At 67.7% G+C, this 23,702-nt stretch carries 27 protein-coding genes; 5 read left to right on the top strand and 22 right to left on the bottom strand.

The window, feature by feature from the left end; all coding sequences use genetic code 11:
• Positions 1-556 precede the first annotated feature (556 nt).
• The 15 genes from VV867_RS22960 to VV867_RS22890 form a co-directional block, all read right to left on the bottom strand.
• A complete protein-coding gene (locus VV867_RS22960; RefSeq protein ID WP_009615219.1) occupies positions 557-811 on the bottom strand; it encodes a hypothetical protein in 255 nt (84 codons plus the stop codon).
• A gap of 50 nt (positions 812-861) precedes the next feature.
• Complete coding sequence (locus VV867_RS22955) at positions 862-1,185, bottom strand: DUF3392 domain-containing protein (RefSeq protein ID WP_009615221.1); 324 nt, start codon at positions 1,183-1,185, stop codon at positions 862-864.
• Between the two features lie 60 nt (positions 1,186-1,245).
• Entirely contained in the window at positions 1,246-2,085 is an 840-nt protein-coding gene (locus tag VV867_RS22950; protein WP_328567639.1) for a glycosyltransferase, read from the bottom strand.
• A 14-nt stretch (positions 2,086-2,099) separates the two neighbouring features.
• A complete protein-coding gene (hemW, locus tag VV867_RS22945) occupies positions 2,100-3,257 on the bottom strand; it encodes a radical SAM family heme chaperone HemW (RefSeq protein ID WP_442965048.1) in 1,158 nt (385 codons plus the stop codon).
• Positions 3,258-3,304: 47 nt separating this feature from the next.
• On the bottom strand, positions 3,305-3,898 hold the full coding sequence (gene rdgB / locus VV867_RS22940) for an RdgB/HAM1 family non-canonical purine NTP pyrophosphatase (protein ID WP_089390959.1): 594 nt from the start codon (positions 3,896-3,898) through the stop codon (positions 3,305-3,307).
• Positions 3,895-4,317, bottom strand: coding sequence for a DUF4426 domain-containing protein (locus VV867_RS22935; protein ID WP_109932587.1), 423 nt, complete (start codon positions 4,315-4,317; stop codon positions 3,895-3,897). Before VV867_RS22935 ends, rdgB begins: the two co-directional genes overlap by 4 nt.
• 36 nt (positions 4,318-4,353) lie before the next feature.
• Entirely contained in the window at positions 4,354-4,974 is a 621-nt protein-coding gene (gene metW / locus VV867_RS22930) for a methionine biosynthesis protein MetW (RefSeq protein WP_109932585.1), read from the bottom strand.
• Positions 4,975-4,983: 9 nt separating this feature from the next.
• Positions 4,984-6,123, bottom strand: coding sequence for a homoserine O-succinyltransferase MetX (gene metX / locus VV867_RS22925; protein WP_109932583.1), 1,140 nt, complete (start codon positions 6,121-6,123; stop codon positions 4,984-4,986).
• Between the two features lie 66 nt (positions 6,124-6,189).
• Positions 6,190-6,795 carry a zeta toxin family protein gene (locus VV867_RS22920; RefSeq protein WP_328567638.1) on the bottom strand — a complete coding sequence of 202 codons (606 nt, stop codon included), beginning with the start codon at positions 6,793-6,795 and terminating at the stop codon, positions 6,190-6,192.
• A 3-nt stretch (positions 6,796-6,798) separates the two neighbouring features.
• Positions 6,799-6,993, bottom strand: a complete 195-nt coding sequence (locus VV867_RS22915; protein ID WP_089390954.1) for a hypothetical protein — start codon at positions 6,991-6,993, stop codon at positions 6,799-6,801.
• A 61-nt stretch (positions 6,994-7,054) separates the two neighbouring features.
• Positions 7,055-9,022, bottom strand: a complete 1,968-nt coding sequence (locus VV867_RS22910; RefSeq protein WP_109932581.1) for a dynamin-like GTPase family protein — start codon at positions 9,020-9,022, stop codon at positions 7,055-7,057.
• Between the two features lie 111 nt (positions 9,023-9,133).
• Positions 9,134-9,430, bottom strand: coding sequence for a DUF167 domain-containing protein (locus tag VV867_RS22905; protein WP_089390952.1), 297 nt, complete (start codon positions 9,428-9,430; stop codon positions 9,134-9,136).
• Entirely contained in the window at positions 9,430-10,023 is a 594-nt protein-coding gene (locus VV867_RS22900; protein WP_089390951.1) for a YggT family protein, read from the bottom strand. Before VV867_RS22900 ends, VV867_RS22905 begins: the two co-directional genes overlap by 1 nt.
• 10 nt (positions 10,024-10,033) lie before the next feature.
• On the bottom strand, positions 10,034-10,852 hold the full coding sequence (gene proC / locus VV867_RS22895; RefSeq protein ID WP_328567637.1) for a pyrroline-5-carboxylate reductase: 819 nt from the start codon (positions 10,850-10,852) through the stop codon (positions 10,034-10,036).
• Between the two features lie 16 nt (positions 10,853-10,868).
• Entirely contained in the window at positions 10,869-11,558 is a 690-nt protein-coding gene (locus VV867_RS22890; RefSeq protein ID WP_109933003.1) for a YggS family pyridoxal phosphate-dependent enzyme, read from the bottom strand.
• Between the two features lie 73 nt (positions 11,559-11,631).
• On the opposite strand from VV867_RS22890, the gene pilT reads away from it, so the two are divergent.
• The 5 genes from pilT to VV867_RS22865 all read left to right on the top strand — a co-directional run bounded on the left by pilT (position 11,632) and on the right by VV867_RS22865 (position 17,295).
• On the top strand, positions 11,632-12,666 hold the full coding sequence (pilT, locus tag VV867_RS22885; protein WP_328567636.1) for a type IV pilus twitching motility protein PilT: 1,035 nt from the start codon (positions 11,632-11,634) through the stop codon (positions 12,664-12,666).
• A gap of 102 nt (positions 12,667-12,768) precedes the next feature.
• The gene (gene pilU, locus VV867_RS22880; RefSeq protein ID WP_074977840.1) at positions 12,769-13,914 is read left to right on the top strand and encodes a type IV pilus ATPase PilU; all 1,146 of its coding nucleotides are present in this window, start codon (positions 12,769-12,771) and stop codon (positions 13,912-13,914) included.
• 140 nt (positions 13,915-14,054) lie between these two features.
• On the top strand, positions 14,055-14,459 hold the full coding sequence (locus VV867_RS22875) for an NINE protein (RefSeq protein ID WP_109937110.1): 405 nt from the start codon (positions 14,055-14,057) through the stop codon (positions 14,457-14,459).
• A gap of 293 nt (positions 14,460-14,752) precedes the next feature.
• Entirely contained in the window at positions 14,753-16,126 is a 1,374-nt protein-coding gene (locus VV867_RS22870) for a pyridoxal-phosphate dependent enzyme (RefSeq protein WP_109937109.1), read from the top strand.
• Positions 16,123-17,295, top strand: a complete 1,173-nt coding sequence (locus VV867_RS22865; RefSeq protein ID WP_328567635.1) for a cystathionine gamma-synthase — start codon at positions 16,123-16,125, stop codon at positions 17,293-17,295. Before VV867_RS22870 ends, VV867_RS22865 begins: the two co-directional genes overlap by 4 nt.
• Before the next feature lie 351 nt (positions 17,296-17,646).
• On the opposite strand, the gene VV867_RS22860 is transcribed toward VV867_RS22865, so the two are convergent.
• The 7 genes from VV867_RS22860 to gshB form a co-directional block, all read right to left on the bottom strand.
• A complete protein-coding gene (locus VV867_RS22860; protein WP_109937107.1) occupies positions 17,647-18,918 on the bottom strand; it encodes a dihydroorotase in 1,272 nt (423 codons plus the stop codon).
• A complete protein-coding gene (locus VV867_RS22855) occupies positions 18,915-19,919 on the bottom strand; it encodes an aspartate carbamoyltransferase catalytic subunit (RefSeq protein WP_089390944.1) in 1,005 nt (334 codons plus the stop codon). Before VV867_RS22855 ends, VV867_RS22860 begins: the two co-directional genes overlap by 4 nt.
• 39 nt (positions 19,920-19,958) lie before the next feature.
• Entirely contained in the window at positions 19,959-20,468 is a 510-nt protein-coding gene (gene pyrR / locus VV867_RS22850; RefSeq protein ID WP_089390943.1) for a bifunctional pyr operon transcriptional regulator/uracil phosphoribosyltransferase PyrR, read from the bottom strand.
• Between the two features lie 118 nt (positions 20,469-20,586).
• Entirely contained in the window at positions 20,587-21,015 is a 429-nt protein-coding gene (ruvX, locus tag VV867_RS22845; protein ID WP_074986425.1) for a Holliday junction resolvase RuvX, read from the bottom strand.
• On the bottom strand, positions 21,015-21,581 hold the full coding sequence (locus VV867_RS22840) for a YqgE/AlgH family protein (RefSeq protein WP_275627905.1): 567 nt from the start codon (positions 21,579-21,581) through the stop codon (positions 21,015-21,017). Before VV867_RS22840 ends, ruvX begins: the two co-directional genes overlap by 1 nt.
• Before the next feature lie 49 nt (positions 21,582-21,630).
• Positions 21,631-22,524, bottom strand: coding sequence for an energy transducer TonB (locus VV867_RS22835; RefSeq protein ID WP_328567634.1), 894 nt, complete (start codon positions 22,522-22,524; stop codon positions 21,631-21,633).
• Positions 22,525-22,608: 84 nt separating this feature from the next.
• The gene (gene gshB / locus VV867_RS22830) at positions 22,609-23,580 is read right to left on the bottom strand and encodes a glutathione synthase (protein ID WP_109937103.1); all 972 of its coding nucleotides are present in this window, start codon (positions 23,578-23,580) and stop codon (positions 22,609-22,611) included.
• Positions 23,581-23,702 lie beyond the last annotated feature (122 nt).

Genomic DNA, 23,702 nt, shown 5'->3' with positions numbered 1-23,702 from the left:
CCCCGGTAGCCATGGAGGAAAAGCTCAAGGCAGCAGCATGAACCTAAAGCGGTGTCCAAAATTTCTTGACCGGTTCAGGCGCGCTCCTACATGGGAATGGCGTGGGTGGGGCAGTGTAGGAGCGGATCTCATCCGCGAACCGCGCCGGAATCTCCGGCCATCGCAGACAAGGTCCGCTCCTACAGGCGGGAGGTGTGCGTAGGGCGCATAACCGTTCGCGGTTATCCGCCGTTGGCCCTGGCGTGAAGGTCTGAAGTTCCAGCGCGTCGACTGAGCCGCCGAAACGTCCTGCACGCTGTAGGAGCGGGCCCTGCCCGCGATCGCGCGCAGGGCGCGCTCCTACAGGGGAATGGCGTAGGTGGCGCGGTGTAGGAGCGGATCTCATCCGCGAACCGCGCCGGAATCTCCGGCCATCGCGGACAAGGTCCGCTCCTACGGGCGGGAGGTGTGCGTAGGGCGCATAACCGTTCGCGGTTATACGCCGTTGGTCCTGGCGCGAAGGTCGACGGCGGATAACGCCTGGGGCGTTATGCGCCCTACGGCTTGCCGCTCGCGCTCAGTCGATCAACTCGGCGCCGACCACGGTGATGTCCGGCAGGCTCAGCGGCGCCGGGGTGATCTGCAGGTACTTGATGCTGCTGCGCGGGATCAGCAGCAGGTCGCCATCCACCTCGATGCTCAGGCAGGGCGACTCCAGCTGCTTGCGGATGCCCTGCGCCACCTCCACCGGGTCCTCGCTCTGTTGCGGGAAGCGCAGCGCCAGGCGCTGGCCGTCGACGAAGTGCAGGTACAGGTGCTTGATCGGTTTCATGGCGTTTCCCCAGTTGCGCGTTGGCTACTGGGGAAACACTAGCAGGCCCGTCAGCTGCGGTCGGCGATCATGCCGATGATGAAGAACAGCAACAGCAGCACCGGCGCCAGGGTGTAGTTGTTGAAGTAGTTCAGGCCGTGGGCCACCCAGGGGGTGACGAAGACCATGGCCAGGCCGTAGCCCACGGCGCAGATGAGCACGAACAGCAGGGTGCGGAAGACGAAGTTCAGGCTGCCGATGCGCTGCTGCACCCAGGCGTTGATCGCCGGGCCGAACAGCACCAGCAGGGTGGCCATGATCGCCAGGGCGATATCGGACAGATGGCTGCGGCTCCAGCGGGAGGCGCTGGCGATCAGGTCGAGGGCGAAGTCCATGCAGGCTCCTTGGTCGGGGGCGGTCGACGGGGGAGTTTACCCGAGCGACGGGTGGGTGGTTCAGCCGCCAGGCGTTTTTCGCAGCAGCAGCTGCAACGTCTTCCAGGTCAGTTTCTTCTCGCGGAACATCAGAAGCTGCTTGATCAGGCGCAGTGGCAGGTGGCGCCGGTAACTGGCGAAGAGCTCGGTGCGGTACTGGCTGTAGTAGCGATACTCCGACTCGTAGATGCTTTCGTAGCGGGCCCGGGAAACCTGGTTGCGGTTGCTGATCGAGAGGTTCTGGCGGACCCGGGCGGCCATGACGTAGACCTGTTTGCCGTCGGACAGTGCGCGGTGGAAGGCCCAGTGGTCCAGGTAGTCCAGCGGGAAGTCGGGGTTGAAGCCGCCGATCCGGGCCAGCCAGGCCGTGCGCCAGCAGGCGCCGGAATTGATCGCGGTCACCTGGTGCCTGCGATAGCCGGCCTCGATGCCTTCCGCGCTGGCGCGCACGCGGCTGTTGTCCATGGGCGAGACCTGGCGCTGGCCATCGCTGACTTGTGGCACCAGGCAGACGCAATCGACGGCCAGGCCATCGGCCTGCTCCGTCAGCTCCTGGAAGTACGCCTCCGGCAGCCGGGTGTCCTGGTCGAGCAGCAGCAGCCAGTCGCTGCCGCGCTCGCGGGCATCGCGCAGCGCCAGGTTGTAGGCCGCGGCAAGGCCCGGGTTGCTCGGGTCATGCCTGTAGTGCACGGCGATGGGGTATTCGCCGGGCGGCAGTGCCTGGGGCGTGGGGCTGTTGTCGTGGATGACCAGGCTGAAGTCATGGGCGGCCAGCAGGGCCTGGTTCTGCAGAAGGCTGCGGAAGCTCTGCGAATCGCTGAGCTTTTCCTTGTAGATCACCAGGACGATGGTCGCTCGCATGCCGCGCGCTGGCCTCAGGGCAGGAACTGCTGCAGCAGGTCGTTGAGGAACAGCTGGCCGCGCTCGGTCGGCCGCAGGCGCTCGTCGTCCTCGGCCAGCAGGCCCTGGGCGCGGGCTTCGCGGCAGGCTTCGGCGATGGCTTGCAGGGGCTGGCTGGTGCGTTGCTCGAACAGCGCCGCCGGGACGCCGTCCACCAGGCGCAGGGCGTTCATCATGAACTCGAAGGGCAGGTCGGCCGCTTCCAGTTCGCGCTCGCCGGCCTGGAAGGCCTTGGCCGGGTTCAGGTAGTCCTTCGGCAGGCGCGTCTTCCAGGTGCGCAGGATGCGGCCCTGCGGGCTGCTCAGCTTGGCGTGGGCGCCGGCGCCCAGGCCGAGGAAGTCGCCGAAGGTCCAGTAGTTGAGGTTGTGCCGGGCGCGCAGGCCGTCACGGGCGTAGGCCGAGGTCTCGTACTGCCGGTAGCCCGCCTGCGCCAGGCGGGCCTGGCCGGCTTCCTGGATTTCCCACAGGGCGTCGTCTTCCGGCAGTTCCGGCGGCTGGCTCCAGAACACCGTGTTCGGCTCCATGGTCAACTGGTACCAGGACAGGTGCGTCGGGGCCAGGGCGATGGCCTGCTCCAGGTCGGCCAGGGCGTCGGCCACGCTCTGCTGTGGCAGGCCGTGCATCAGGTCCAGGTTGAAGTTGTCGAAGCCGGCGCGGCGCGCCATGTCCGCCGCGCGCACGGCTTCGCCGCCGTCGTGGATGCGGCCCAGGGCCTTGAGCTTGTCGGCCTGGAAGCTCTGCACGCCGATGGACAGGCGGTTGATGCCCAGGGTCCGGTAGTCGGCGAACTTGGCCTGTTCGAAGGTGCCGGGGTTGGCTTCCAGGGTGATCTCGATGCCTGGCTCGAAACCGACTTCGCGCTCCAGGCCTTCGAGGATGTGGCCCAGGGCCTGGGCGGAGAACAGGCTGGGGGTGCCGCCGCCGAAGAAGATCGAGGTCAGCTTGCGCCCGTGGACGTGCCGCCGGTCAGCCGCCAGGTCGGCCAGCAGCGCCTGGACGTAGGCGTCCTCGGGCAGCTCCGGGCCGGCGGCGTGGGAGTTGAAGTCGCAGTACGGGCATTTGCGCACGCACCAGGGGATATGGACGTAGGCCGCCAGGGGCGGCAGCTGCAGGCTGCAGGCTGCAGGCTGCAGGTCGTGGCTTTTGCCTGAGGCCTGAAGCCTGTCGCCTGAAGCCTTGTTCACAGTCCCAACCGCTGCTTCAGCAGGGCCATGGCGCGGGCGCGGTGGCTCAGGCGGTTCTTCTGCTCGGGGGGCAGTTCGGCGCTGGAGCAGCCGCTTTCGGGCACCCAGAACAGCGGGTCGTAGCCGAAGCCGTGCTCGCCGCGGGCCTCGCGCAGGATGCTGCCTTCCCAGATGCCTTCGCAGAGGATCGGCAGCGGGTCGTCGGCGTGCCGCACCAGGGCCAGGACGCTGACGAACTGCGCGCCGCGCTCTTCGTCCGGCACCTCGCGCAGGGCGTCCAGCAGCTTGGCGTTGTTCGCCGCGTCACCCTTGCCGTCGGCGTAGCGCGCGGAGTAGATGCCCGGCGCGCCGCCGAGATGGTCCACCGCCAGGCCCGAGTCGTCGGCCAGCGCCGGCAGCCCGGAGATGCGCGCGGCGTTGCGCGCCTTGAGGATGGCGTTCTCGACGAAGGACAGGCCGGTTTCCTCCGGCTCCACGTCGCTGAACTCGCCGATGGAGCGCACCTTCACGTGGGCGCCCAGCATGGCCTGGAGCTCCTTGAGTTTGCCGGCGTTGTGACTGGCCAGCACCAGTTGGTCGAGCTTGATCATTCGTCTGGGTAGATTTCCTGCATGAACTCGAAGCTTTGCGGGGCTTCGGAGCCCTTTTGTACCTGGATGTCGAAGGTCAGGGTGTCACGGCCTTCGATGGGGAACTGGGCGATGTGGTAGACCGCGCCTTCCTCGACCACCCGCTTGAAGGTCAGCGGGGTCGACTGGCCCATGAGGTTCTTGGCGGTGCCGGAGACGGTGACCTGGGCCGGCTTGCCGCTGGCGTCCAGCGGCACGATGTTGATCACGCCCTGGGCCTTGCTGCGCACCACGCCGACGGCCGCGGCGACCTTGGGCTGGAGGAAGCTGGAGTTGTAGACGCTGTAGTGGACCTTGAGGTCCCCCAGCGTGGTGGCCTGCTCGGCGAAGGCCGGCAGGGCCAGGAACAGGCAGAACAGCAGGGAGGCTAGGCGGCGCATGGTTTTCTTCTCCTGGGTTTCGGGGCCCCGGGCGGTTCAGACGGCGATGCGGTGGTCCGGCAGGCTTGGACCGCTGACCCGGTAGATACCGATTTCACCCAACAGATTAGGCCAAACTCGGCAGGACCAGCGATGACGGTGGTCACGGTCCACCGCCAGGCGGTCGAGCACCCGCAGGCGCTGCTCGCGGCACAGCGCCTCGAAGTCCTTGAAGGTGCAGAAGTGGATGTTCGGCGTGTTGTACCAGGTGTAGGGAAGGAATTCCGACACCGGCATGCGGCCATTGCGCGCCAGGTACCAGCGGCAGCGCCAGTGGCCGAAGTTGGGGAAGGTGATGATGCAGGTGCGGCCGACGCGGAGCATTTCCTCGAGGATCCTGTCCGGATAGTGCACGGCCTGCAGGGCCTGGGTCATGACCACCACGTCGAAGCTGTTGCTGGCGAAGCTGCCGAGGCCCTTGTCCAAGTCCTGCTCGATGACGTTCACCCCGCGTTCGACGCATTTGGCGATGTTCTCGCTGTCGATCTCCAGGCCATAGCCGGTCACCTGCTTGTGTTCGGCCAGCCAGGCGAGCAGTTCGCCGTCGCCGCAGCCCAGGTCGAGCACCCGGCTGCCGGCGGGGATCCAGTCTTGGATGATTTCCAGGTCGGCGCGCATGGGGCTTCCTTATACGCTGATGCGGTTCATGTAGGCGCTGAAGGCCTGCAGGTAGCGGGGGATCGGCATGAGGAAGGCGTCGTGGCCCTGGGGCGCGTCGATCTCCAGGTAGCAGACGTTCTTCTTCGCCGCGATCAGGGCGTCGACGATCTCCCGCGAGCGCGCCGGGGAGAAGCGCCAGTCGGTGGTGAAGGACATCACGCAGAAGTCCGCCTTCACTCCGGCCAGGGTGCGCACCAGGTCGCCGTCGTGGGCGGAGGCCGGGTCGAAGTAGTCCAGCGCCTTGGTCATCAGCAGGTAGGTGTTGGCGTCGAAGCGGGTGGAGAACTCCTCGCCCTGGTAGCGCAGGTAGCTCTCGACCTGGAATTCGACGTTGTAGAGGTCGTAGTTGAGCTTCTCGGCCTTGCGGTCGCGGCCGAACTTCTCGCCCATGGCGTCATCGGACAGGTAGGTGATGTGCCCGACCATGCGCGCCAGGCGCAGGCCGTGGCGCGGTATAACGCCCTGTTCCTGGAAGTGCCCGCCGAGGAACTCCGGGTCGGAGAGGATGGCCTGGCGCGCCACTTCGTTGAAGGCGATGTTCTGCGCCGAGAGCTTGGGCGCGCTGGCGATGCACAGGCAGTGGCGCACGCGCTCGGGGTAGCTGATGGTCCACTGCAGCGCCTGCATGCCGCCGAGGCTGCCGCCGACGATCGCGGCCCACTGCGCGATGCCCAGGCGGTCGGCCAGGCGCGCCTGGCTGTTGACCCAGTCTTCCACGGTGACCACCGGGAAATCGGAGCCGTAGACGCGGCCGGTGGCCGGGTCGAGGTTGGTGGGGCCGGTGGAGCCGTTGCAGCCGCCGAGGTTGTTCAGCGCGACCACGAAGAACTTGCGGGTGTCGATGGCCTTGCCCGGGCCGATGCAGCTGTCCCACCAGCCCGGCTTGCGCTCGTCGGGGCTGTGGTAGCCGGCGGCGTGGTGGTGGCCGGAAAGCGCATGGCAGATCAGCACGGCGTTGCTCGCCGTGGCGTTCAGCTCGCCGTAGGTCTCGATCACCAGCTGGTATTCGGGCAGCGTCCTGCCGCTGGCCAGGGCCAGGGGTTCGCTGAAGTGCAGCGTCTGGGGAGAGACCAGACCGACGGAATCTTCGGGGAAGACTGTTGGCATCGACCCAGCTCATGAATAAAAGGAGGGCGCCAGTCTAAAGAGCACCGCCAGAGAGGGCAAGGTCGCTCAGCCAGGCAGGTTCTGGCGGATTTTCAACGCCCATTCCGGAGTATCTGATTCATCGCAGTAGTATTTGGAAAGTCGCCCGTCGCGGGTTCTGAACAGCAGGCGAGGTTTCTGTTGGTCCACTGAGTTGTCGAACACGTAGAGTCGGTCGACCCAGTTGGCCAGCGCATCACAGTTGACGATGGACTTGAAGTAGCGCGAGACGATCTTGCTGATGCGCACCTCGTGGCCGCCATCCATATAGCGGAAAGTGATGCGCGAGGCGTTGATGGCCGGGTGGGTAGTGCTGACGAAAAACACCCTGACGAAATAGCCGGCATCCTTGGCCCGAGCGATGAAGTCCAGTTTGTCATCGGTTGAAAGTACAGTCTCGAAAGCCAGGCTGGTCCCCTCGACCAGGGCTTTTTCTCGCAGTCGCTGGGCCTTGTTGGCCGCTTCGATGGCCGCCTCCTCGGAGTTCCAGCCACCGAACTCCCGCTCGGCGATTTCATCCGGATTGATGAAGACACAGCCTTCCAGCCACTGATGCTCGCGAAGCTGCTCGGTGATGGAGGTTTTGCCAGAGCCATTGGGGCCGGCAAAAACGATCAGCCTGGGCTTGTCCATGGCTCAGGCTTTGTTGGGCTGGGGGCGCTGGTCTCGGCGTTTGCGGCTTTCTTCGAAAGCGGCATTCAATGATGCCCTGAGTTGCTGGTCGACGCGGGAGATACGCTGCCGGGCGGCCTGGCGCACCTCGCTCAGCAGATCGGACAACTGCTCTTCGCTGGGTTCGTTGGGGTTGGAGATCAGATTGTAGTTCGACATGGGCAGTGCTCCCCATCGATAGGACTTTCGAGAATAGGGAGTCTGCCTGAAAAAACCAAGTTCAGGCGCGCTGCGAGCCGGGCAGGGCGACCACGCGGGCCTGGCGTTGCAGCGGCGAGGGGCGGCGCAGCAGGCGGAGGATGTCCGAGGCTTCGGCCAGCTGTTTCTCCAGCTCTTCCTGGTAGCGCGCCATGAGCAGCGCGCGCTGGCGCACCTGCTGGGTTTCCTGGGCCAGGGCCTTCAGGCGCAGCATGTGGGTTTCCAGCAGCTGCTTGTTCTCCAGGGTGTACTGCATCAGCGGCATCAGGGCGTCGGTGGCCCAGCGCTCGACTTCCTCGCGCACGCGCTGGTGCAGCAGGATCACCTCCTGGGCCAGGGTGGCGATGAAGCGCCGCGTCAGCAGGCGCTGTTCGGTGAGCAGGGTCTTGAGCTGCAGGCGGAAGCGGTCGGCCTGGTCGCGCAGCCGGGCCAGTTCGCGCTGGTAGCCGGCGACGTCGAAGCGTGGGGCGTCCAGGGCGTTCAGCGGGTTTTCCTGGTTGTGCCGCAGGTAGATGGCCTCGACCATGCGGTTGCCCAGCTCGGCCTCGTGCTGCAGGCTGTGCAGGTCGCCCTCCACGGCCTGGAAGAAGTTCAGGATGGCCTGGTTGATGCCCAGGGTGGTCCAGCTGCCGCGCAGTTTCTCGTGGACCTTGGCCAGGTGCTGCTGCAGGCGTTCGGCGCGCACGGTCTGGCCGAGCAGTTCGCCCTGGCGGCGCAGCAGGCGCTGGTTGGTCTTCAGGTTGAGCAGGCGGCGGTGATGGCGGCCGTGGTCCTCCTTGGTCCGCGCGGTCAGCTCGAACAGCAGCTGGCCGCTGTCCTGCTGCTGGCCCTCGAGCAGCGCCTGCTGCTCGCGCAGGCGCTCCAGGCGGGCGCGCAGGCTGTGCTGGCTGTTGTTCAGCAGGGCCAGCACCTGGCCGAGCACGGCGCCCTCCAGCAGGCGCTCCTTGTCCGCCACTATGCGTTCGCAGAGCAGGTTCTCCAGGCTTTCCAGCTGGCTGCGGGCGAGCAGTTCGCCGTCCTTGCGCACCTTGGCCAGCAGCGCCTGCTTGGCCGACAGCGGCAGCACCGCGTCGCGGGCGATGCCCAGTTGCCGCGCAGTGGCGTCGCGCACGCGCTGGATGGCGTTCTGCACGAAGGCCTCGCCGGCCAGGTCGTCCCAGAGCACGTCGATCTTGTTCAGCACCGCGTACAGGGTGCACTGGCCGTCTTCCACCAGGTGCCGCACGTGCTCCTGCCAGACCGCCAGGTCCGAGGCGGTGACGCCGGTGTCGGCGGCCAGCAGGAAGACCACCGCCTGGGCGCTGGGCAGCATCGACAGGGTCAGTTCCGGCTCGCTGCCCAGGGCGTTCAGCCCGGGGGTGTCGAGGATGCGCAGGCCCTGGCGCAGCAGCGGGTGGTCGAAGTTGACCAGGGCGTGGCGCCAGGCCGGCACGTGCACGTGGCCGGGGCGTTCGGCGGCTTCGAGCATGTCCGGGAGGAAGCCGAGCTGGATCGCCTGCTCCACCGGCAGGCTCTTGGTCCGGGCGATCTGCGCGAAGGCCTGGGCCATGTTGGCCGGGTCGGAGGTGTCCAGGGGGATGTTCACCCAGTGCCGCGGCACCTGCTTGAAGCGGGCGATGCTGGCGTCGGCCACCCGCGTCTCGATGGGCAGCAGGCGGATGTAGGGGCGTTCGGAGCGCGGGTCGAAGAAGATCTCGGTGGGGCACATGGTGGTGCGCCCGGCCTGGGACGGCAGCATGCGCTGGCCGTACTCGGAGAAGAATAGGCTGTTGATCAGCTCGGTCTTGCCGCGGGAGAACTCGCCGACGAAGGCCAGGGTGATGTGGTCCAGGCGCAGCAGGCGCAGGGCGCGCTCCAGGCGCGCGTCTATGTCCGCGCTGTTCAGCCGGCTCTGCTCCAGCCAGCTGCGGTAGCGGATGATGTCCCGGACCAGTTCCCGCTTCCAGGTGACGTAGGCGTCGATCTGCTGACTGAGTCGCTCCATGCTCATCCAGGCGGTCCTGTGGCTTGCGCGTCCTGCGCGAGAGAAGAATGCCTGGATTATGAAGCGCGGCGAGGTGGCGTCAATTGGCCTTCATCACATTCCTACATGTAAGGTCGGTCAAGCCGACCCAGCGGTTATCCCCAGCTCCGCCGGCAGCCGCGTCGGCCGGGGGATGCGCACGCGCTTCTGGCGGTTCAGCTCGCCGCTCTCGAGTATTACCGCGCTTTTCGGCACGCCGAAGGCCTTGCCGAGGAAGGCCAGCAGGTGGGCGTTGGCCTTGCCCTCCACCGGCGGGGCGGTGAGGCGGATTTTCAGGCGCTCGCCGTGCAGCCCGGCGAACTCGTCGCGGCTCGCCTTGGGCTGCAGGTGGCAATCGAGGATCAGGTCCTCGCCGTCCCAGCGGTAGAAGCTCATTACATGAACGGGCTCAGTATCTGCGGCATCCCGGTCATGGCGGCGAGATTGCCGATCACCAGCATGTCGAGCAGTTTCAGTGCGATGAACGCGAAGATCGGCGAGATGTCCAGCCCGCCCAGGTTCGGCAGCAGCTTGCGGAAGGGCGCCAGCAGCGGCTCGCAGATCTGGTTCACCAGCTGGGCGCCGGGGTTGTAGCTGCCCGGGGCGACCCAGGAGAGGATCACGCTGATGATCAGGGCGAAGAAGAACACCTTGAGGAACAGCGAGGTCACCGCGATCACCGACCACACCAGCAACTGCAGAACATAGCCGCCGACGCCGTAGCCCATCAGCGTCAGGGTGACGATCATCAGCACCAGTTGGACCAGGATGGCCAGCACCAGGGACGCCAGGTCGACGCCGCCGAAGCCCGGGACCACCCGGCGCAGCGGGTTCAGCAGCGGCTTGGTGGCGCGCACGATGAACTGGCTGAGCGGGTTGTAGAAGTCGGCGCGCACCAGCTGCAGGATGAAACGCAGCAGGACGATCAGCAGGTAGAGGCTGCCCAGTGTCTGGATGACGTAGATGGCAGCGGTGGAAAGTCCGGTCATTTAAGGCTCCTCATTGCCCCAGTTGTTCGGCCAGTTCGGCGGAACGGTGGTCGGCGGCGGCCAGGGCGCGCTCGACCAGTGCTTCGAATCCATTGCCCTGGAAGGCGTTGATGGCGGCCTCGGTGGTGCCCTTGGGCGAGGTCACGCGGCGGCGCAGCTCGGCCGGGCCGACGTCGCTGCCGGTGGCCATGCGCGCGGCGCCCAGGGCGGTCTGCAGGGTCAGGCGGGTGGCCACCTCGGGGCTCAGGCCGAGCTTCTCGCCGGCGGCGATCATGGCTTCCATCAGCAGGAAGAAGTAGGCCGGGCCGCTGCCGGAGACGGCGGTGACGGCGTCGATCTGCTTCTCTTCGTCCAGCCACAGGGCGATGCCCACCGCCCCCAGCAGCTGTTCGGCCTGCTGGCGCTGGGCCGCGCTGACCTGGGCGGTGGCGTACAGGCCGCTGGCGCCTTCGCCCAGCAGCGCCGGGGTGTTGGGCATGCAGCGTACCAGCAGCTCGCTGCCCAGCCAGCGCGACAGGCTGGCGCAAGGGATGCCGGCGGCGATGGAGACGACCAGTTGGCCGGGTTCGAGCAGCGCGGCCAGCGGCTCGCAGACCTGCTTCATGACCTGCGGCTTGACCGCCAGGACCACCACGTCGGCGCCGGCAATGGCGCTGGCATTGTCCTCGAACACTTCGATGCCATGCTCGGCGGCGATCTTCGCGCGCTGCTCGGCGCCCGGGTCGCTGGCGCGGATGTGGCTGGCGGGCACGCCCTGGGCGCGCAGGCCGCCGATCAGGCTGGCGGCCATGTTGCCGGCGCCGATGAAAGCGATGCGGGTGGTGCTCATGGGTTGCGTTCCTTGATCAAGAATGGGGACCGTAGTCGCGCGCGCCGAACAGCGCGGTGCCGATGCGCACGCAGGTGGCGCCTTCGGCGATGGCGGCTTCGAGGTCGTGGCTCATGCCCATGGACAGGGTGTCCAGGCCGAGGTTCAGGGCAGTCAGGAGTTCGCGCAGGCGGGCGAAGGCGGCGCGCTGGGCGGCGACGTCCTCGGTGGGTTCGGGGATGGCCATCAGCCCGCGCAGCTTCAGGTTCGGCAGGGCGGCCACGGCGGCGGCCAGGGCCGGCAGCTCCTCCGGGGCGCAGCCGGACTTGCTGGCCTCGCCGCTGACGTTCACCTGCAGGCAGACGTTGAGCGGCGGCAACTGCGCCGGGCGCTGCGCGGACAGGCGCTCGGCGACCTTCAGGCGGTCCACCGAGTGCACCCAGTGGAAGTGCTCGGCGATGGGCCGCGTCTTGTTCGACTGGATGGGGCCGATGAAGTGCCAGGTGAGCGCCAGGTCGGCCAGTTCAGCCTGCTTGCCCAGGGCTTCCTGCAGGTAGTTCTCGCCGAAGTCGACGAGGCCGGCGGCATGGGCCTCGCGGATGGCGGCGGCGGGTTTGGTCTTGCTCACCGCCAGCAGCGCAACGCCGCCGGAAGGCCGCCCGCAAGCTTGCTCCGCCTCACGGATACGCTCGCGAACCTTTGCAATATTCTCTGCTATCGTGGACATTACCTGCGCTCTGAGGCCCGGCTGCTGCAAGTTCAGCGGCATTCTACCTGCTTGCATTGGATTGGGGAGTCCCATGGATATTACCGAGTTGCTCGCCTTCAGCGCCAAGCAAGGCGCTTCGGACCTGCACCTCTCGGCCGGCCTGCCGCCGATGATCCGCGTCGACGGCGACGTGCGCCGCATCAACCTGCCGCCGCTGGAGCACAAGCAGGTGCACGCGCTGATCTACGACATCATGAACGACAAGCAGCGCAAGGATTACGAGGAATTCCTGGAAACCGACTTCTCCTTCGAAGTGCCGGGCGTGGCGCGTTTCCGCGTCAACGCCTTCAACCAGAACCGCGGCGCCGGCGCGGTGTTCCGGACCATTCCCTCCAAGGTACTGACCATGGAGGACCTGGGCATGGGCGAAGTGTTCAAGCGTGTTTCCGACGTGCCGCGCGGGCTGGTGCTGGTCACCGGGCCGACCGGCTCGGGCAAGTCCACCTCGCTGGCGGCGATGCTCGACTACCTGAACAACACCAAGTACAGCCACATCCTCACCGTCGAGGACCCGATCGAGTTCGTCCACGAATCGAAGAAGTGCCTGGTCAACCAGCGCGAGGTGCACCGCGACACCCTCGGCTTCAACGAGGCGCTGCGCTCGGCCCTGCGCGAGGACCCGGACATCATCCTGGTCGGCGAGATGCGCGACCTGGAGACCATCCGCCTGGCGCTGACCGCCGCGGAAACCGGCCACCTGGTGTTCGGCACCCTGCACACCACCTCCGCGGCCAAGACCATCGACCGTATCGTCGACGTGTTCCCCGCCGAGGAGAAGGCCATGGTCCGTTCCATGCTCTCCGAATCGCTGCAGGCGGTGATCTCCCAGACCCTGCTGAAGAAGATCGGCGGCGGCCGGGTGGCGGCCCACGAGATCATGATCGGCACCCCGGCGATCCGCAACCTGATCCGCGAGGACAAGGTGGCGCAGATGTACTCGGCCATCCAGACCGGCGGCGCGCTGGGCATGCAGACCCTCGACATGTGCCTGAAGTCCCTGGTGGCCAAGGGCCTGGTGACCCGCGACGCCGCCAAGGAAAAGGCCAAGATCCCGGAAAACTTCTGACCTCCCGGGCCTTGCGCCCGGCCAGGCGGCGCGGCACACGCACGGGCGGCCTGGGCGACAGTCTAATCGCACAGTGCGTGAACGAATCAGGTTGGATCGATCATGGAATTCGAGAAACTGCTGCGGCTGATGGTGGAGAAGGGCGCCTCTGACCTCTTCGTCACCGCCGGCGTGCCCCCGTCGATGAAGGTCAACGGCAAGGTGCTGCCGGTGACCAAGACCCCGCTGTCCCCCGAGCAGACCCGCGAGACGGTGCTGGCGGTGATGAACGAGCAGCAGCGCCGCGACTTCGCCGAGCACCACGAGTGCAACTTCGCCATCAGCGCCCGCGGCATCGGGCGCTTCCGCGTCAGCGCTTTCTACCAGCGCAACCTGGTGGGCATGGTGCTGCGCCGCATCGAGACCAACATCCCGACCATCGAGGACCTCAAGCTGCCGGAGATCCTCAAGAAGCTGGCCATGACCAAGCGCGGCCTGGTGATCTTCGTCGGCGCCACCGGCACCGGCAAGTCCACCTCGCTGGCGGCGATGATCGGCTACCGCAACAAGAACTCCACCGGGCACATCATCTCCATCGAGGACCCGATCGAGTACATCCACCAGCACCAGGGCTGCATCGTCACCCAGCGCGAGGTGGGGCTGGACACCGACACCTTCGAGGTGGCGTTGAAGAACACCCTGCGCCAGGCGCCGGACGTGATCATGATCGGCGAGGTGCGCTCGCGCGAGACCATGGAGCACGCCGTGGCCTTCGCCGAGACCGGCCACCTGTGCCTGGCCACCCTGCACGCCAACAACGCCAACCAGGCGCTGGAGCGGATCATCCACTTCTTCCCGGCCGACCGGCACCAGCAGATCTGGATGGACCTGTCGCTGAACCTCAAGGCCATCGTCGCCCAGCAACTGGTGCCGACGCCGGACGGCAAGGGCCGCCGCGCGGTGATCGAGGTGCTGCTGAACACCCCGCTGGCCGCCGACCTGATCCGCAAGGGCGAGGTGCACGAGCTCAAGCCGCTGATGAAGCGCTCCACCGAGCAGGGCATGCAGACCTTCGACCAGGCGCTGTACCAGCTCTACTCCCAGGGCGAGATCACCTACGAGGACGCCCTGGCCTACGCCGACTCGGCCAACGACCTGCGCCTGATGATCAAGCTCGGCTCGGAAACCGACGCCGACCACCTGTCCAGCATGACCCAGGGCCTGACCCTGGAGCTGAGCGACGACGACCCCAACCGCCGCTTCCGCTGAGCCGCTGCCCCGAAAAGCCCGCCCCAAGGCGGGCTTTTGCCATCCATGGGTTTGTATTCCCCGCGACTTTTCTTACAGTGATGGCAAACCCGCCGCGATTGCGCCGGTCGAATCCAGGAATCCCCGCCAAGGAGCGCTCCATGCCCAACACCCCCGACACCCACAGCAAGGTCATCGGCTACCTGCTGTGGATCTTCGGTTTCACCGGTTCCCACCGCTTCTACTATGGCAAGCCGGTGAGCGGGACCATCTGGTTCTTCACCCTGGGGCTGTTCTTCATCGGCTGGATCATCGACCTGTTCCTGATCCCCTCGATGGACGACGAGGCCGACCTGCGCTACCGCAGCGGCGCCCTGGACTACAACGTCGCCTGGATACTGCTGACCTTCCTCGGCGTGTTCGGCGTGCACCGCATGTACATGGGCAAATGGCTGACCGGCATCCTCTACCTGTTCACCGGCGGCCTGTTCTTCATCGGCGTGCTCTACGACTTCTGGACGCTCAACGCCCAGGTCTCCGAGCGCAACGGCCCGCAGCGGATCTGACCTTGCCCGCTCCTACAAGAAGCCATGCTCACCAGCACCGTAGGAGCGGACCTTGTCCGCGATAGCCGGACGTATCGGCGCGGTTCGCGGATGAGATCCGCTCCTACACCGCCCAGCCACGCCGTTCCCCTGTAGGGGGCGCCCTGCGCGCGATTGCGGGCCGGGCCCACGCCTGCGCACCGGTCTTTTCGTCGTGGCCGCCTGGCGGTCGGGCAGGCGCCGGCCTATGGTCAGGAGGACCATAAAGGCGCGCCGCCGGGCGATCCCCGTGGCGCCGACAAGGAGTGGATGCCATGAGCAACGAACTTCGTCCTGCCGTACTCGACCTGATCGGCAATACCCCGCTGGTGCAGGTCACCCGCTTCGATACCGGCCCCTGCACCCTGTTCCTCAAGCTGGAATCGCAGAACCCCGGCGGCTCGATCAAGGACCGCATCGGCGTGGCCATGATCGAGACCGCCGAGCGCGACGGCCGCCTGAAGCCCGGCGGGACCATCGTCGAGGCCACCGCCGGCAACACCGGCCTGGGCCTGGCCCTGGTGGGCCGCGCCAAGGGTTACCGGGTGGTGCTGGTGGTGCCGGACAAGATGTCCAGCGAGAAGGTGCTGCACCTCAAGGCCATGGGCGCCGAGGTGCACATCACCCGCTCCGACGTCGGCAAGGGCCACCCGGAGTACTACCAGGACGTGGCCGCGCGCTTGGCGCGGGACATCCCCGGGGCCTTCTTCGCCGACCAGTTCAACAACCCGGCCAACCCCCTGGCCCACGAAACCAGCACCGCCCCGGAAATCTGGCAGCAGACCGGCCATGACCTCGACGCCATCGTCGTCGGCGTCGGCTCGGCGGGCACCCTCACCGGGCTGACGCGCTTCTTCCGCCAGGTACAGCCGGACCTGGAGATGGTCCTGGCCGACCCGGTGGGCTCGGTGATGGCCGGCTACGTGCGCGACGGCACCCTGGGCGAGGTGGGTTCCTGGGCGGTGGAAGGCATCGGCGAGGACTTCATTCCCTCCATCGCCGACCTTTCCAGCGTGCGCCACGCCTATTCCATCAGCGACGAGGAAAGCTTCGCCCACGCCCGCGAGCTGCTGCGCGCCGAGGGCATCCCCGGCGGTTCCTCCACCGGCACCCTGCTGGCCGCCGCCTTGCGCTACTGCCGCGAGCAGACGCAGCCCAGGCGCGTGCTCAGCTTCGTCTGCGACACCGGCACACGCTACCTGTCCAAGGTCTACAACGACCAGTGGATGACCGACCAGGGCCTGCTGCAGCGCAAGCGCTACGGCGACCTGCGCGACATCATCGCGCGGCGCTTCGAGGAGGGCCGGGTGATCAGCGTGGGGCCGGACGACACCCTGCTGACGGCCTTCCAGCGCATGCGCCTGGCCGACGTCTCGCAGCTGCCGGTGCTGGCCGACGGCAAGCTGGCCGGGGTCATCGACGAATCCGACATCCTGCTGGGCGTGCACGCCGACGCCAGCCATTTCCGCCAGCCGGTGGCCAGCGCCATGACCACCCGCCTGGAAACCCTGGCCCCGGACGCCAGCCTGGCCGAACTGCAGGCCGAGCTGGACCGCGGCCTGGTCGCCATCATCGCCGACGCCTCGGGCTTCCACGGCCTGATCACCCGTTTCGACTTGCTCAACCACCTCCGGAGAACGCTCCCATGAGCCAGGATTCCCAAGCGCCCCGCGGTTTCGCCACGCGGGTCATCCACGCCGGCCAGGCGCCCGACCCCTCCACTGGCGCGCTGATGCCGCCGATCTACGCCAACTCCACCTACCTGCAGGACAGCCCCGGGGTGCACAAGGGCCTGGACTACGGGCGCTCGCACAACCCCACGCGCTGGGCCCTGGAGCGCTGCGTGGCGGACCTGGAGGGCGGCAGCAGGGCGTTCGCCTTCGCCTCCGGGCTCGCGGCCATCTCGGCGACCCTGGAGCTGCTCGACGCCGGTTCGCACATCGTTTCCGGCAACGACATCTACGGCGGCACCTTCCGCCTGTTCGAGCGCGTGCGGCGGCGCAGCGCCGGGCATGAGTTCAGCTTCGTCGACCTCACCGACACCGGCGCCATCGAGGCCGCGTTGCGCCCGGAAACCCGCATGGTGTGGATCGAGACGCCGAGCAACCCGCTGCTGCGCCTGGCCGACCTGGAGGCCATCGCCCGCCTGTGCCGCAGCCGCGGCATCCTCTGCGTGGCCGACAACACCTTCGCCAGCCCGCGCATCCAGCGCCCGCTGGAGCTGGGCTTCGACGTAGTCGTGCACTCGACGACCAAGTACCTGAACGGCCACTCCGACGTCATCGGCGGCATCGCCGTGGTCGGCGACAATCCCGAGCTGGCCGAGCGTCTGGGCTTCCTGCAGAACGCCGTGGGCGCCATCGCCGGCCCCTTCGATGCCTTCCTCACCCTGCGCGGGGTGAAGACCCTGGCCCTGCGCATGGAGCGGCACTGCGCCAACGCCCTGGAACTGGCCCAGTGGCTGGAACGCCAGCCGCAGGTGGCGCGGGTGCACTACCCGGGCCTGCCCTCGCACCCGCAGCACGAACTGGCCAGGCGGCAGATGAACGGCTTCGGCGGGATGATCTCCATGGACCTGGCCACCGACCTAGCCGGCTCGAAACGCTTCCTGGAGAACGTGCGCATCTTCGCCCTGGCCGAGAGCCTGGGCGGGGTGGAAAGCCTGATCGAGCACCCGGCGATCATGACCCACGCCACCATTCCGCCGGCTACCCGGGCGGAGCTGGGCATCGGGGATGCATTGGTACGGCTGTCGGTGGGGGTGGAGGATGTCGAGGACCTGCGTGCGGATTTGGCGCAGGCGTTGGCGACTATCTAACTAAGGGGGCTTTTCGTAGGAGCGAGCTTGCTCGCGAATGGTGCTTCCCGGCCATGCTGTGCATGAGGTGACCTCCGTTCCCTCTCCCCAGCCCTCTCCCTGAAGGGAGAGGGGGCTTGTCCGTGCCGAGAAAAGGTGTGGTTTCATCCTGACTTCCGTGGAGTAGCCGGCTAACGCCGAAGTATCAACGCACTCCGAACGGTCCCCTCTCCCTTCAGGGAGAGGGTTAGGGAGAGGGCGCTCTAAAGCTCAACACCAAAAGTCCCCTGCAAGCCCCGTTCGCGAGCAAGCTCGCTCCTACAGAAAACGAAAAAGCCCGCCAACTGGCGGGCTTCTTCATGCCTGACAAGCTCAGACCGCGTGAACGATATGCCCATCCACCAGCGTGCAGCGCACCGCGCCCGGCAGGCAGTGGCCGATGAACGGGCTGTTCTGGCCGCGGGAGTACCAGGTCTCGCCGGCCAGGGTCTGGCCCTCGGCCTCGAACAGCACCAGGTCGGCGGCCTCGCCCACGGCGATGCGGCCGGCCGGCAGGCGCAGCGCTGTGGCCGGGCCGCTGGTCAGGCGCGTCAGCAGGGTCGGCAGGTCGAGCAGGCCGTCCTGCACCAGGGTCATGGCCAGCGGCAGCAGCAGCTCGACGCTGCTGATGCCCGGCTCGGTGTCGGCGAAGGGGGCGTTCTTGGCGTCCGCCTCGTGGGGCTGGTGGTGGCTGGCGATGGCCTGCACCACGCCGCTCTTCACCGCCTCGCGCAGGGCGTCGCGGTCCTTGCGCGAGCGCAGCGGCGGCTGCACGTGGTAGAGGCTGGAGAAGTCGGCCAGGGCCTCGTCGGTGAGGATCAGCTGGTACAGCGCCACGTCGGCGGTCACCGGCAGGCCGCGGGCCTGGGCCTGGGCGATCATCTCCACGCCGCGGGCGCTGGTCAGTTGGCTGAAGTGCGCGCGCACGCCGCTCTGTTCCACCAGCAGCAGGTTGCGGGCCAGGGCCACGGTCTCGGCGCTCTCGGGGATGCCGGCCAGGCCGCGGAAGCTGGCGGTGGGGCCGTCGTGGGCCAGTCCGCCCTGGGCCAGTTCGGCATCCTGGGAGGTGAAGATCACCGTTAGGTCGAAGGTCGCCGCGTATTCCAGCGAGCGCAGCAGCACGCGGTTGCTGGCCAGGGGCGCCAGGCCGTTGCTGAAGGCCACGCAGCCAGCGTCGCGCAGGGCGGCCAGTTCGGACAGCTGCTCGCCGGCCAGGCCGCGGGTCAGCGCGCCAATGGGGAAGACCTTGGCATTGCCGGCCTCGCGGGCGCGGTCGAGGATCAGCTCGGCCACCGCCGGGGTGTCCAGCACCGGTTTGGTCTGCGGCGGGCAGCACAGGCTGGTGACGCCGCCGGCGCTGGCGGCGCGGGTTTCGCTTTCGATGTTGCCCTTGCGGCTGTAGCCCGGCTCGCGCAGGGCGACGTTCAGGTCCACCAGGCCGGGCGCGGCGATCAGGCCGGCGGCGTCCAGTTCCTGGGCGGCGTGGAAGTCGGCCGGGGCCTGGCCCAGGGCGATGATCCTGCCGGCTTCGATGTGGACGTCGCAGACCTGGTCCAGGCCGCTGGCTGGGTCGATGACGCGAGCGCCGTGAATGCTGACGGTCATTGCGCGTCCTCCTGTTCCAGCTGGCGTTGGGCGTTCTGCCCGCTCATGGCCATGGACAGCACGGCCATGCGGATGGCGATCCCGTAGGTCACCTGGTTGAGGATCACCGACTGCTCGCCGTCGGCCACCGCGGATTCGATCTCCACGCCGCGGTTGATCGGCCCCGGGTGCATGACGATGGCGCCCGGCCTGGCCAGCCTCAGGCGCTTCTCGGTCAGGCCGTAGAGCTTGAAGAACTCGCCTTCGCTGGGCAGCAGGCCGCCCTGCATGCGCTCGCGCTGCAGGCGCAGCATGATGACCACGTCGACGTCCCTGAGGCCTTCGTTGGCGTCGGTGAACACCTTCACCCCGTAGACTTCCTCCAGGCCGATGGGCAGCAGGGTGCGCGGGGCGATGACGCGGATGTCCGGGCAGCCGAGGGTCTTCAGCGCCAGCATGTTCGAGCGCGCCACCCGCGAGTGCAGGACGTCGCCGACGATGGCCACCGAGAGGTTCTCGAAGCCGCCCTTGTGGCGGCGGATGGTGAGCATGTCGAGCATGCCCTGGGTCGGGTGGCCGTGGCGGCCGTCGCCGCCGTTGATCACCGCCACCCTGGGGCTGACGTGCTCGGCGATGAAGTGCGCCGCGCCGGAGTCGCTGTGGCGCACGACGAACATGTCGGCGGCCATGGCCTCGAGGTTGCGCAGGGTGTCGGTGAGGGTCTCGCCCTTGCTGGTCGAGGAGGTCGACACGTTCAGCGTGATGACGTCGGCGGACAGGCGCTGGGCGGCCAGTTCGAAGGTGGTGCGGGTGCGCGTGGAGTTCTCGAAGAACACGTTGCACACGGTCTTGCCGCGCAGCAGCGGGACCTTCTTCACCGCGCGCGCGCCGACTTCGAGGAAGGAGTCGGCGGTGTCGAGGATTTCGGTCAGCAGCTCGCGGGGCAGGCCGTCGAGCGAGAGGAAGTGGCGCAGCTGGCCCTGGTCGTTGAGCTGCAGCGGGCGCTTGGCGTCTGTCGGCATGGGGCAGGCCCTGAATGGTGGAAAGGGTGGCGCGCGCGTTCAGAGCGCGCTGATGAGGGTGCGCTCGAGGACGAGTGGTGCGGGACCGCGCAATTTTACCCTTTCATTGGGGGCCAGCGACAGGGTCTGGCCGACCACGTCGGGGCGGATCGGCAGTTCGCGGGCGTTCAGGTCCAGCAGGCAGACCAGGGTCACGCTGGCCGGGCGGCCGTAGTCGAACAGCTCGTTGAGCGCGGCGCGGATGGTGCGGCCGCTCATCAGCACGTCGTCGACCAGGACCAGATGCTGGCCGTCGATCTCGAACGGCAGTTCCGACGGACGGACCTGCGGGTGCAGGCCGCTGCGGGTGAAGTCGTCGCGGTAGAAGGACACGTCGAGGATGCCGAGGATCTCCTCGCTGTGCAGTTCCTTGAGCAGGGCCTGGGCGACCCAGATGCCGCCGGTGTGGATGCCGACGAAGCGCGGCGCGTCTATGCCGCGCTCGGCGAGGTGGTTGCGCAGGTCGGTGGCCATGCGCGGCAGGAGTTCGGCGGGGCTGGGCAGGTTCATGACATCTCCTGGATGACTCGTGGCGGTCCAGGCTGGGCCGCCGTGGATTCCTCGGGCGCCCGTGCGGCGGGTACCCGCTCAAGATTAGCGCGTGTGCCGCGGCGGGCACTGCCGCAGGTCAAGCGCCGCCGTGCGCCTCCAGCCAGCCCTCGAGCAGCAGGGCCGCGGCCAGGGCGTCCACCGGGCGTTCGCGGTAGCCGTCGCGCTGGCCCTGGGCCAGGCGCTCGCCCTTGGCGGCGTAGGTGGTCAGGCGCTCGTCGTGGGTGTGCACCGGCAGGTTGTAGCGGCCGTGCAGGCGGCGGGCGAACTTCTCGGCGCGCTCGCTCATCTCGCTGGGCGTGCCGTCCATGTTCAGCGGCAGGCCGACGACGATGGCGTCGGGCTGCCATTCCTTTATCAGCGCCTCGACGCGGTTCCAGTCCGGCACGCCGTTCTGCGCCTTGAGCACGCAGAGTTCGCGGGCCTGGCCGGTGACCGCCTGGCCGACGGCGACGCCGATCTGCTTGGTGCCGTAGTCGAAGCCCAGCAACAGGCGCGGCGCGGCCATCAGGCGTGCCCGGCCTGGGCGGTGAGCAGGCTGAGGTTGATCCCCAGGCGCTGCGCGGCGGCGGCCAGGCGCTGCTCGGCGGGCACGTCGAAGAGCACTTGCAGGTCCGCCGGGCAGGTCAGCCAGGCGTTGTCGGCCAGCTCGGCCTCCAGCTGGCCGGCTTCCCAGCCGGCGTAGCCGAGGGCGATGACGCTCTGCGCGGGGCCGCTGCCGTCGGCGATGGCGAACAGCACGTCCTGGGAGGTGGACAGGTTCAGCTCGCCCAGCTCCAGGGTGGCCTGGAACAGCTGCCCGGCCGGGTGCAGGACGAAGCCGCGGTCGGTCTGCACCGGGCCGCCGCTGTAGACGGTGATGCCCTGGCAGCGCGCCGGCGGCAGGGGCTCGGGGCGCAGCTGCTCGAGCACGTCGCTGAGGTTCAGGCCGCTGGGGCGGTTGATCACCAGGCCCATGGCGCCCTGCTCGTTGTGCTCGACCAGGTAGGTGAGGGTCTGGGCGAAATGGGGATCGGCCATGTGCGGCATGGCGATCAGGAAGTGGTGCTTGAGGTAGGTGGGCGCTGTGTTCATGGCGCTAGTTTCAGGCTTGGGCGCGCGGCCTGCAAGCTGCCCGCAGAGCCTAGCGGCTGGACAGCCGGTCGCCGCGCTCGAAGCGCCAGGTGCGGATGATTTCCAGGCGGTCGATGTCCGCCAGGTCGCCGGTGAAGGGGGCGAAGGGCGCGGCCAGGCGCACGATGCGCTGGGCGGCCTGGTCCAGCAGCGGCTGGCCGGAGGACTCCAGCACCTGCACCTCGTACAGCGAGCCGTCGCGGTTGATCGACACCAGCATCCGCAGGCTGCCGTAGATGCGCTGGCGGCGGGCCTCGTCGGGGTAGTTGAGGTTGCCGATGCGCTCGATCTTCTTGCGCCACTCCTCCTTGTACCAGGCGCCCTTGTCGCGCATGGTCGAGGCGGCGGTCAGGCGGTGGATGCGCGGGCGCTTGGCGTAGGCCTGGCGTTCCTTGGCCAGGTCCGCCTCGAGGCTGGAGATTTCCGCCGACAGCTGGCTGGAGTCGAACTGCGGCGCCGGCTGGGCGACCTGCTCGGCCTTGGGCTTCTGCGGCTTGGCCTGGACCTTCTGCGGCTTCGGCGCCTTGGTGGCCACCGCGGTCTTCGGCGACTCCGCCTCCTTGGCCTGCTTCGGCGTTGGCGGCGGGGCGACCTTCTTCGCCTCGCTGTCCTGGAACGGCGCTTGCTCGGTGGTCTTGGGGACGGCCTTGTGCTCGAGGGTGCCGCTGCCTTCCTGGTTCATCTGCGCCAGATAGTCGGCCTTCTCCGGCTTCTTCTCGCTCTTGAAGGTGGCCAGGGTGATTTCCAGCGTCTTGCTCAACTGGCTCGGGTGCGGCATCGAGAAGCCCACGCCGAGGATCAGCGCCACATGCAGCACCGCCGCCACGAACAGGGTGAAGCCCAGGCGGTCCGCCGGGCGGACGCCGGAGGACGGGAAGGCTTGGGGGGAGGTTGCAGCGTTCATTGCATATCGAGCCGGCCGGGGTGGGCGAAGTCTGCTTTCCCCGGCCGCCGCCTGCAAGCGGCAAGCGTCAAGTTGTCGGTTGCGTCAAACTTGCGCCGCCGCCTGGCGGGCCTTGAGCTTGCCGGCGATGGCGTCCATCAGGCGCTCGCCGATGCGGGTGTCGTAGGCCTTGTCGATCTCGCGAATGCAGGTCGGGCTGGTGACGTTGATCTCGGTGAGGTAGTCGCCGATCACGTCCAGGCCGACGAACAGCAGGCCGCGCTCGCGCAGCTGCGGGCCGACCTGCCCGGCGATCCAGCGGTCGCGCTCGGACAGCGGCTGGGCCACGCCGCGGCCGCCGGCGGCGAGGTTGCCGCGCGTCTCGCCCTGCGCCGGGATGCGTGCCAGGCAGTATTCCACCGGCTCGCCGTCGATCATCAGGATGCGCTTGTCGCCGTCCTTGATCTCCGGGATGTAGCGCTGCGCCATGATCTGCTGCTGGCCGTGCAGGGTCAGGGTCTCGAGGATCACCGAGAGGTTCGGGTCGCCCTCGCGGTGGCGGAAGATCATGGTGCCGCCCATGCCTTCGAGGGGTTTGAGAATGATGTCACGATGTTCGGCGGCGAACTCGCGCAGAATGTCGGCGCGCCGTGTGACCAGTGTCGGCGGCGTGCACTGCGGGAACAGCGTGGCGAAGAACTTCTCGTTGCAGTCGCGCAGGCTCTGCGGCCGGTTCACCACCAGGGCACCGGCGCGCTCGGCCTGTTCCAGCAGGTAGGTGGAATAGATGTACTCGTTGTTGAAGGGCGGGTCCTTGCGCATCAGGATCACGTCCAGCTCGGCGAGCGGCAGGTCGGTCTCCTGGCCCAGCTCGTACCAGCGTTCGGCATCGTCGAAGACCTTCAGGGAGCGGACCTTCGCCCGCGCGGCGTTCGCTTTCTGGTAAAGATCCCGTTGTTCCATATAGAAGAGCGACCAGCCACGGGCCTGGGCCGCCAGCAGCATCGCCAGGGAGCTGTCCTTCTTGAAGTTGATGCTGGCGATGGGGTCCATCACGATGCCCAGGCGTACGCTCATGGGGAAGTCCTCCGAAAGGGGCAGGTGCGGCGACAAACCGCGCCGAAAAGGGCGGAAAAGAGTGCTCAGGGTGGCGCCGGATATGTGCCCGGTCAAGGAAAAAGCCAGCGCATCCGGGGTGT

The sequence above is a fragment of the Pseudomonas sp. JH-2 genome, assembly GCF_036231725.1.
Lineage (GTDB): Bacteria > Pseudomonadota > Gammaproteobacteria > Pseudomonadales > Pseudomonadaceae > Pseudomonas > Pseudomonas delhiensis.
The sequence above is the reverse complement of the archived record's forward strand: the minus strand, read 5'-3'. Positions and strand labels throughout refer to the sequence as shown.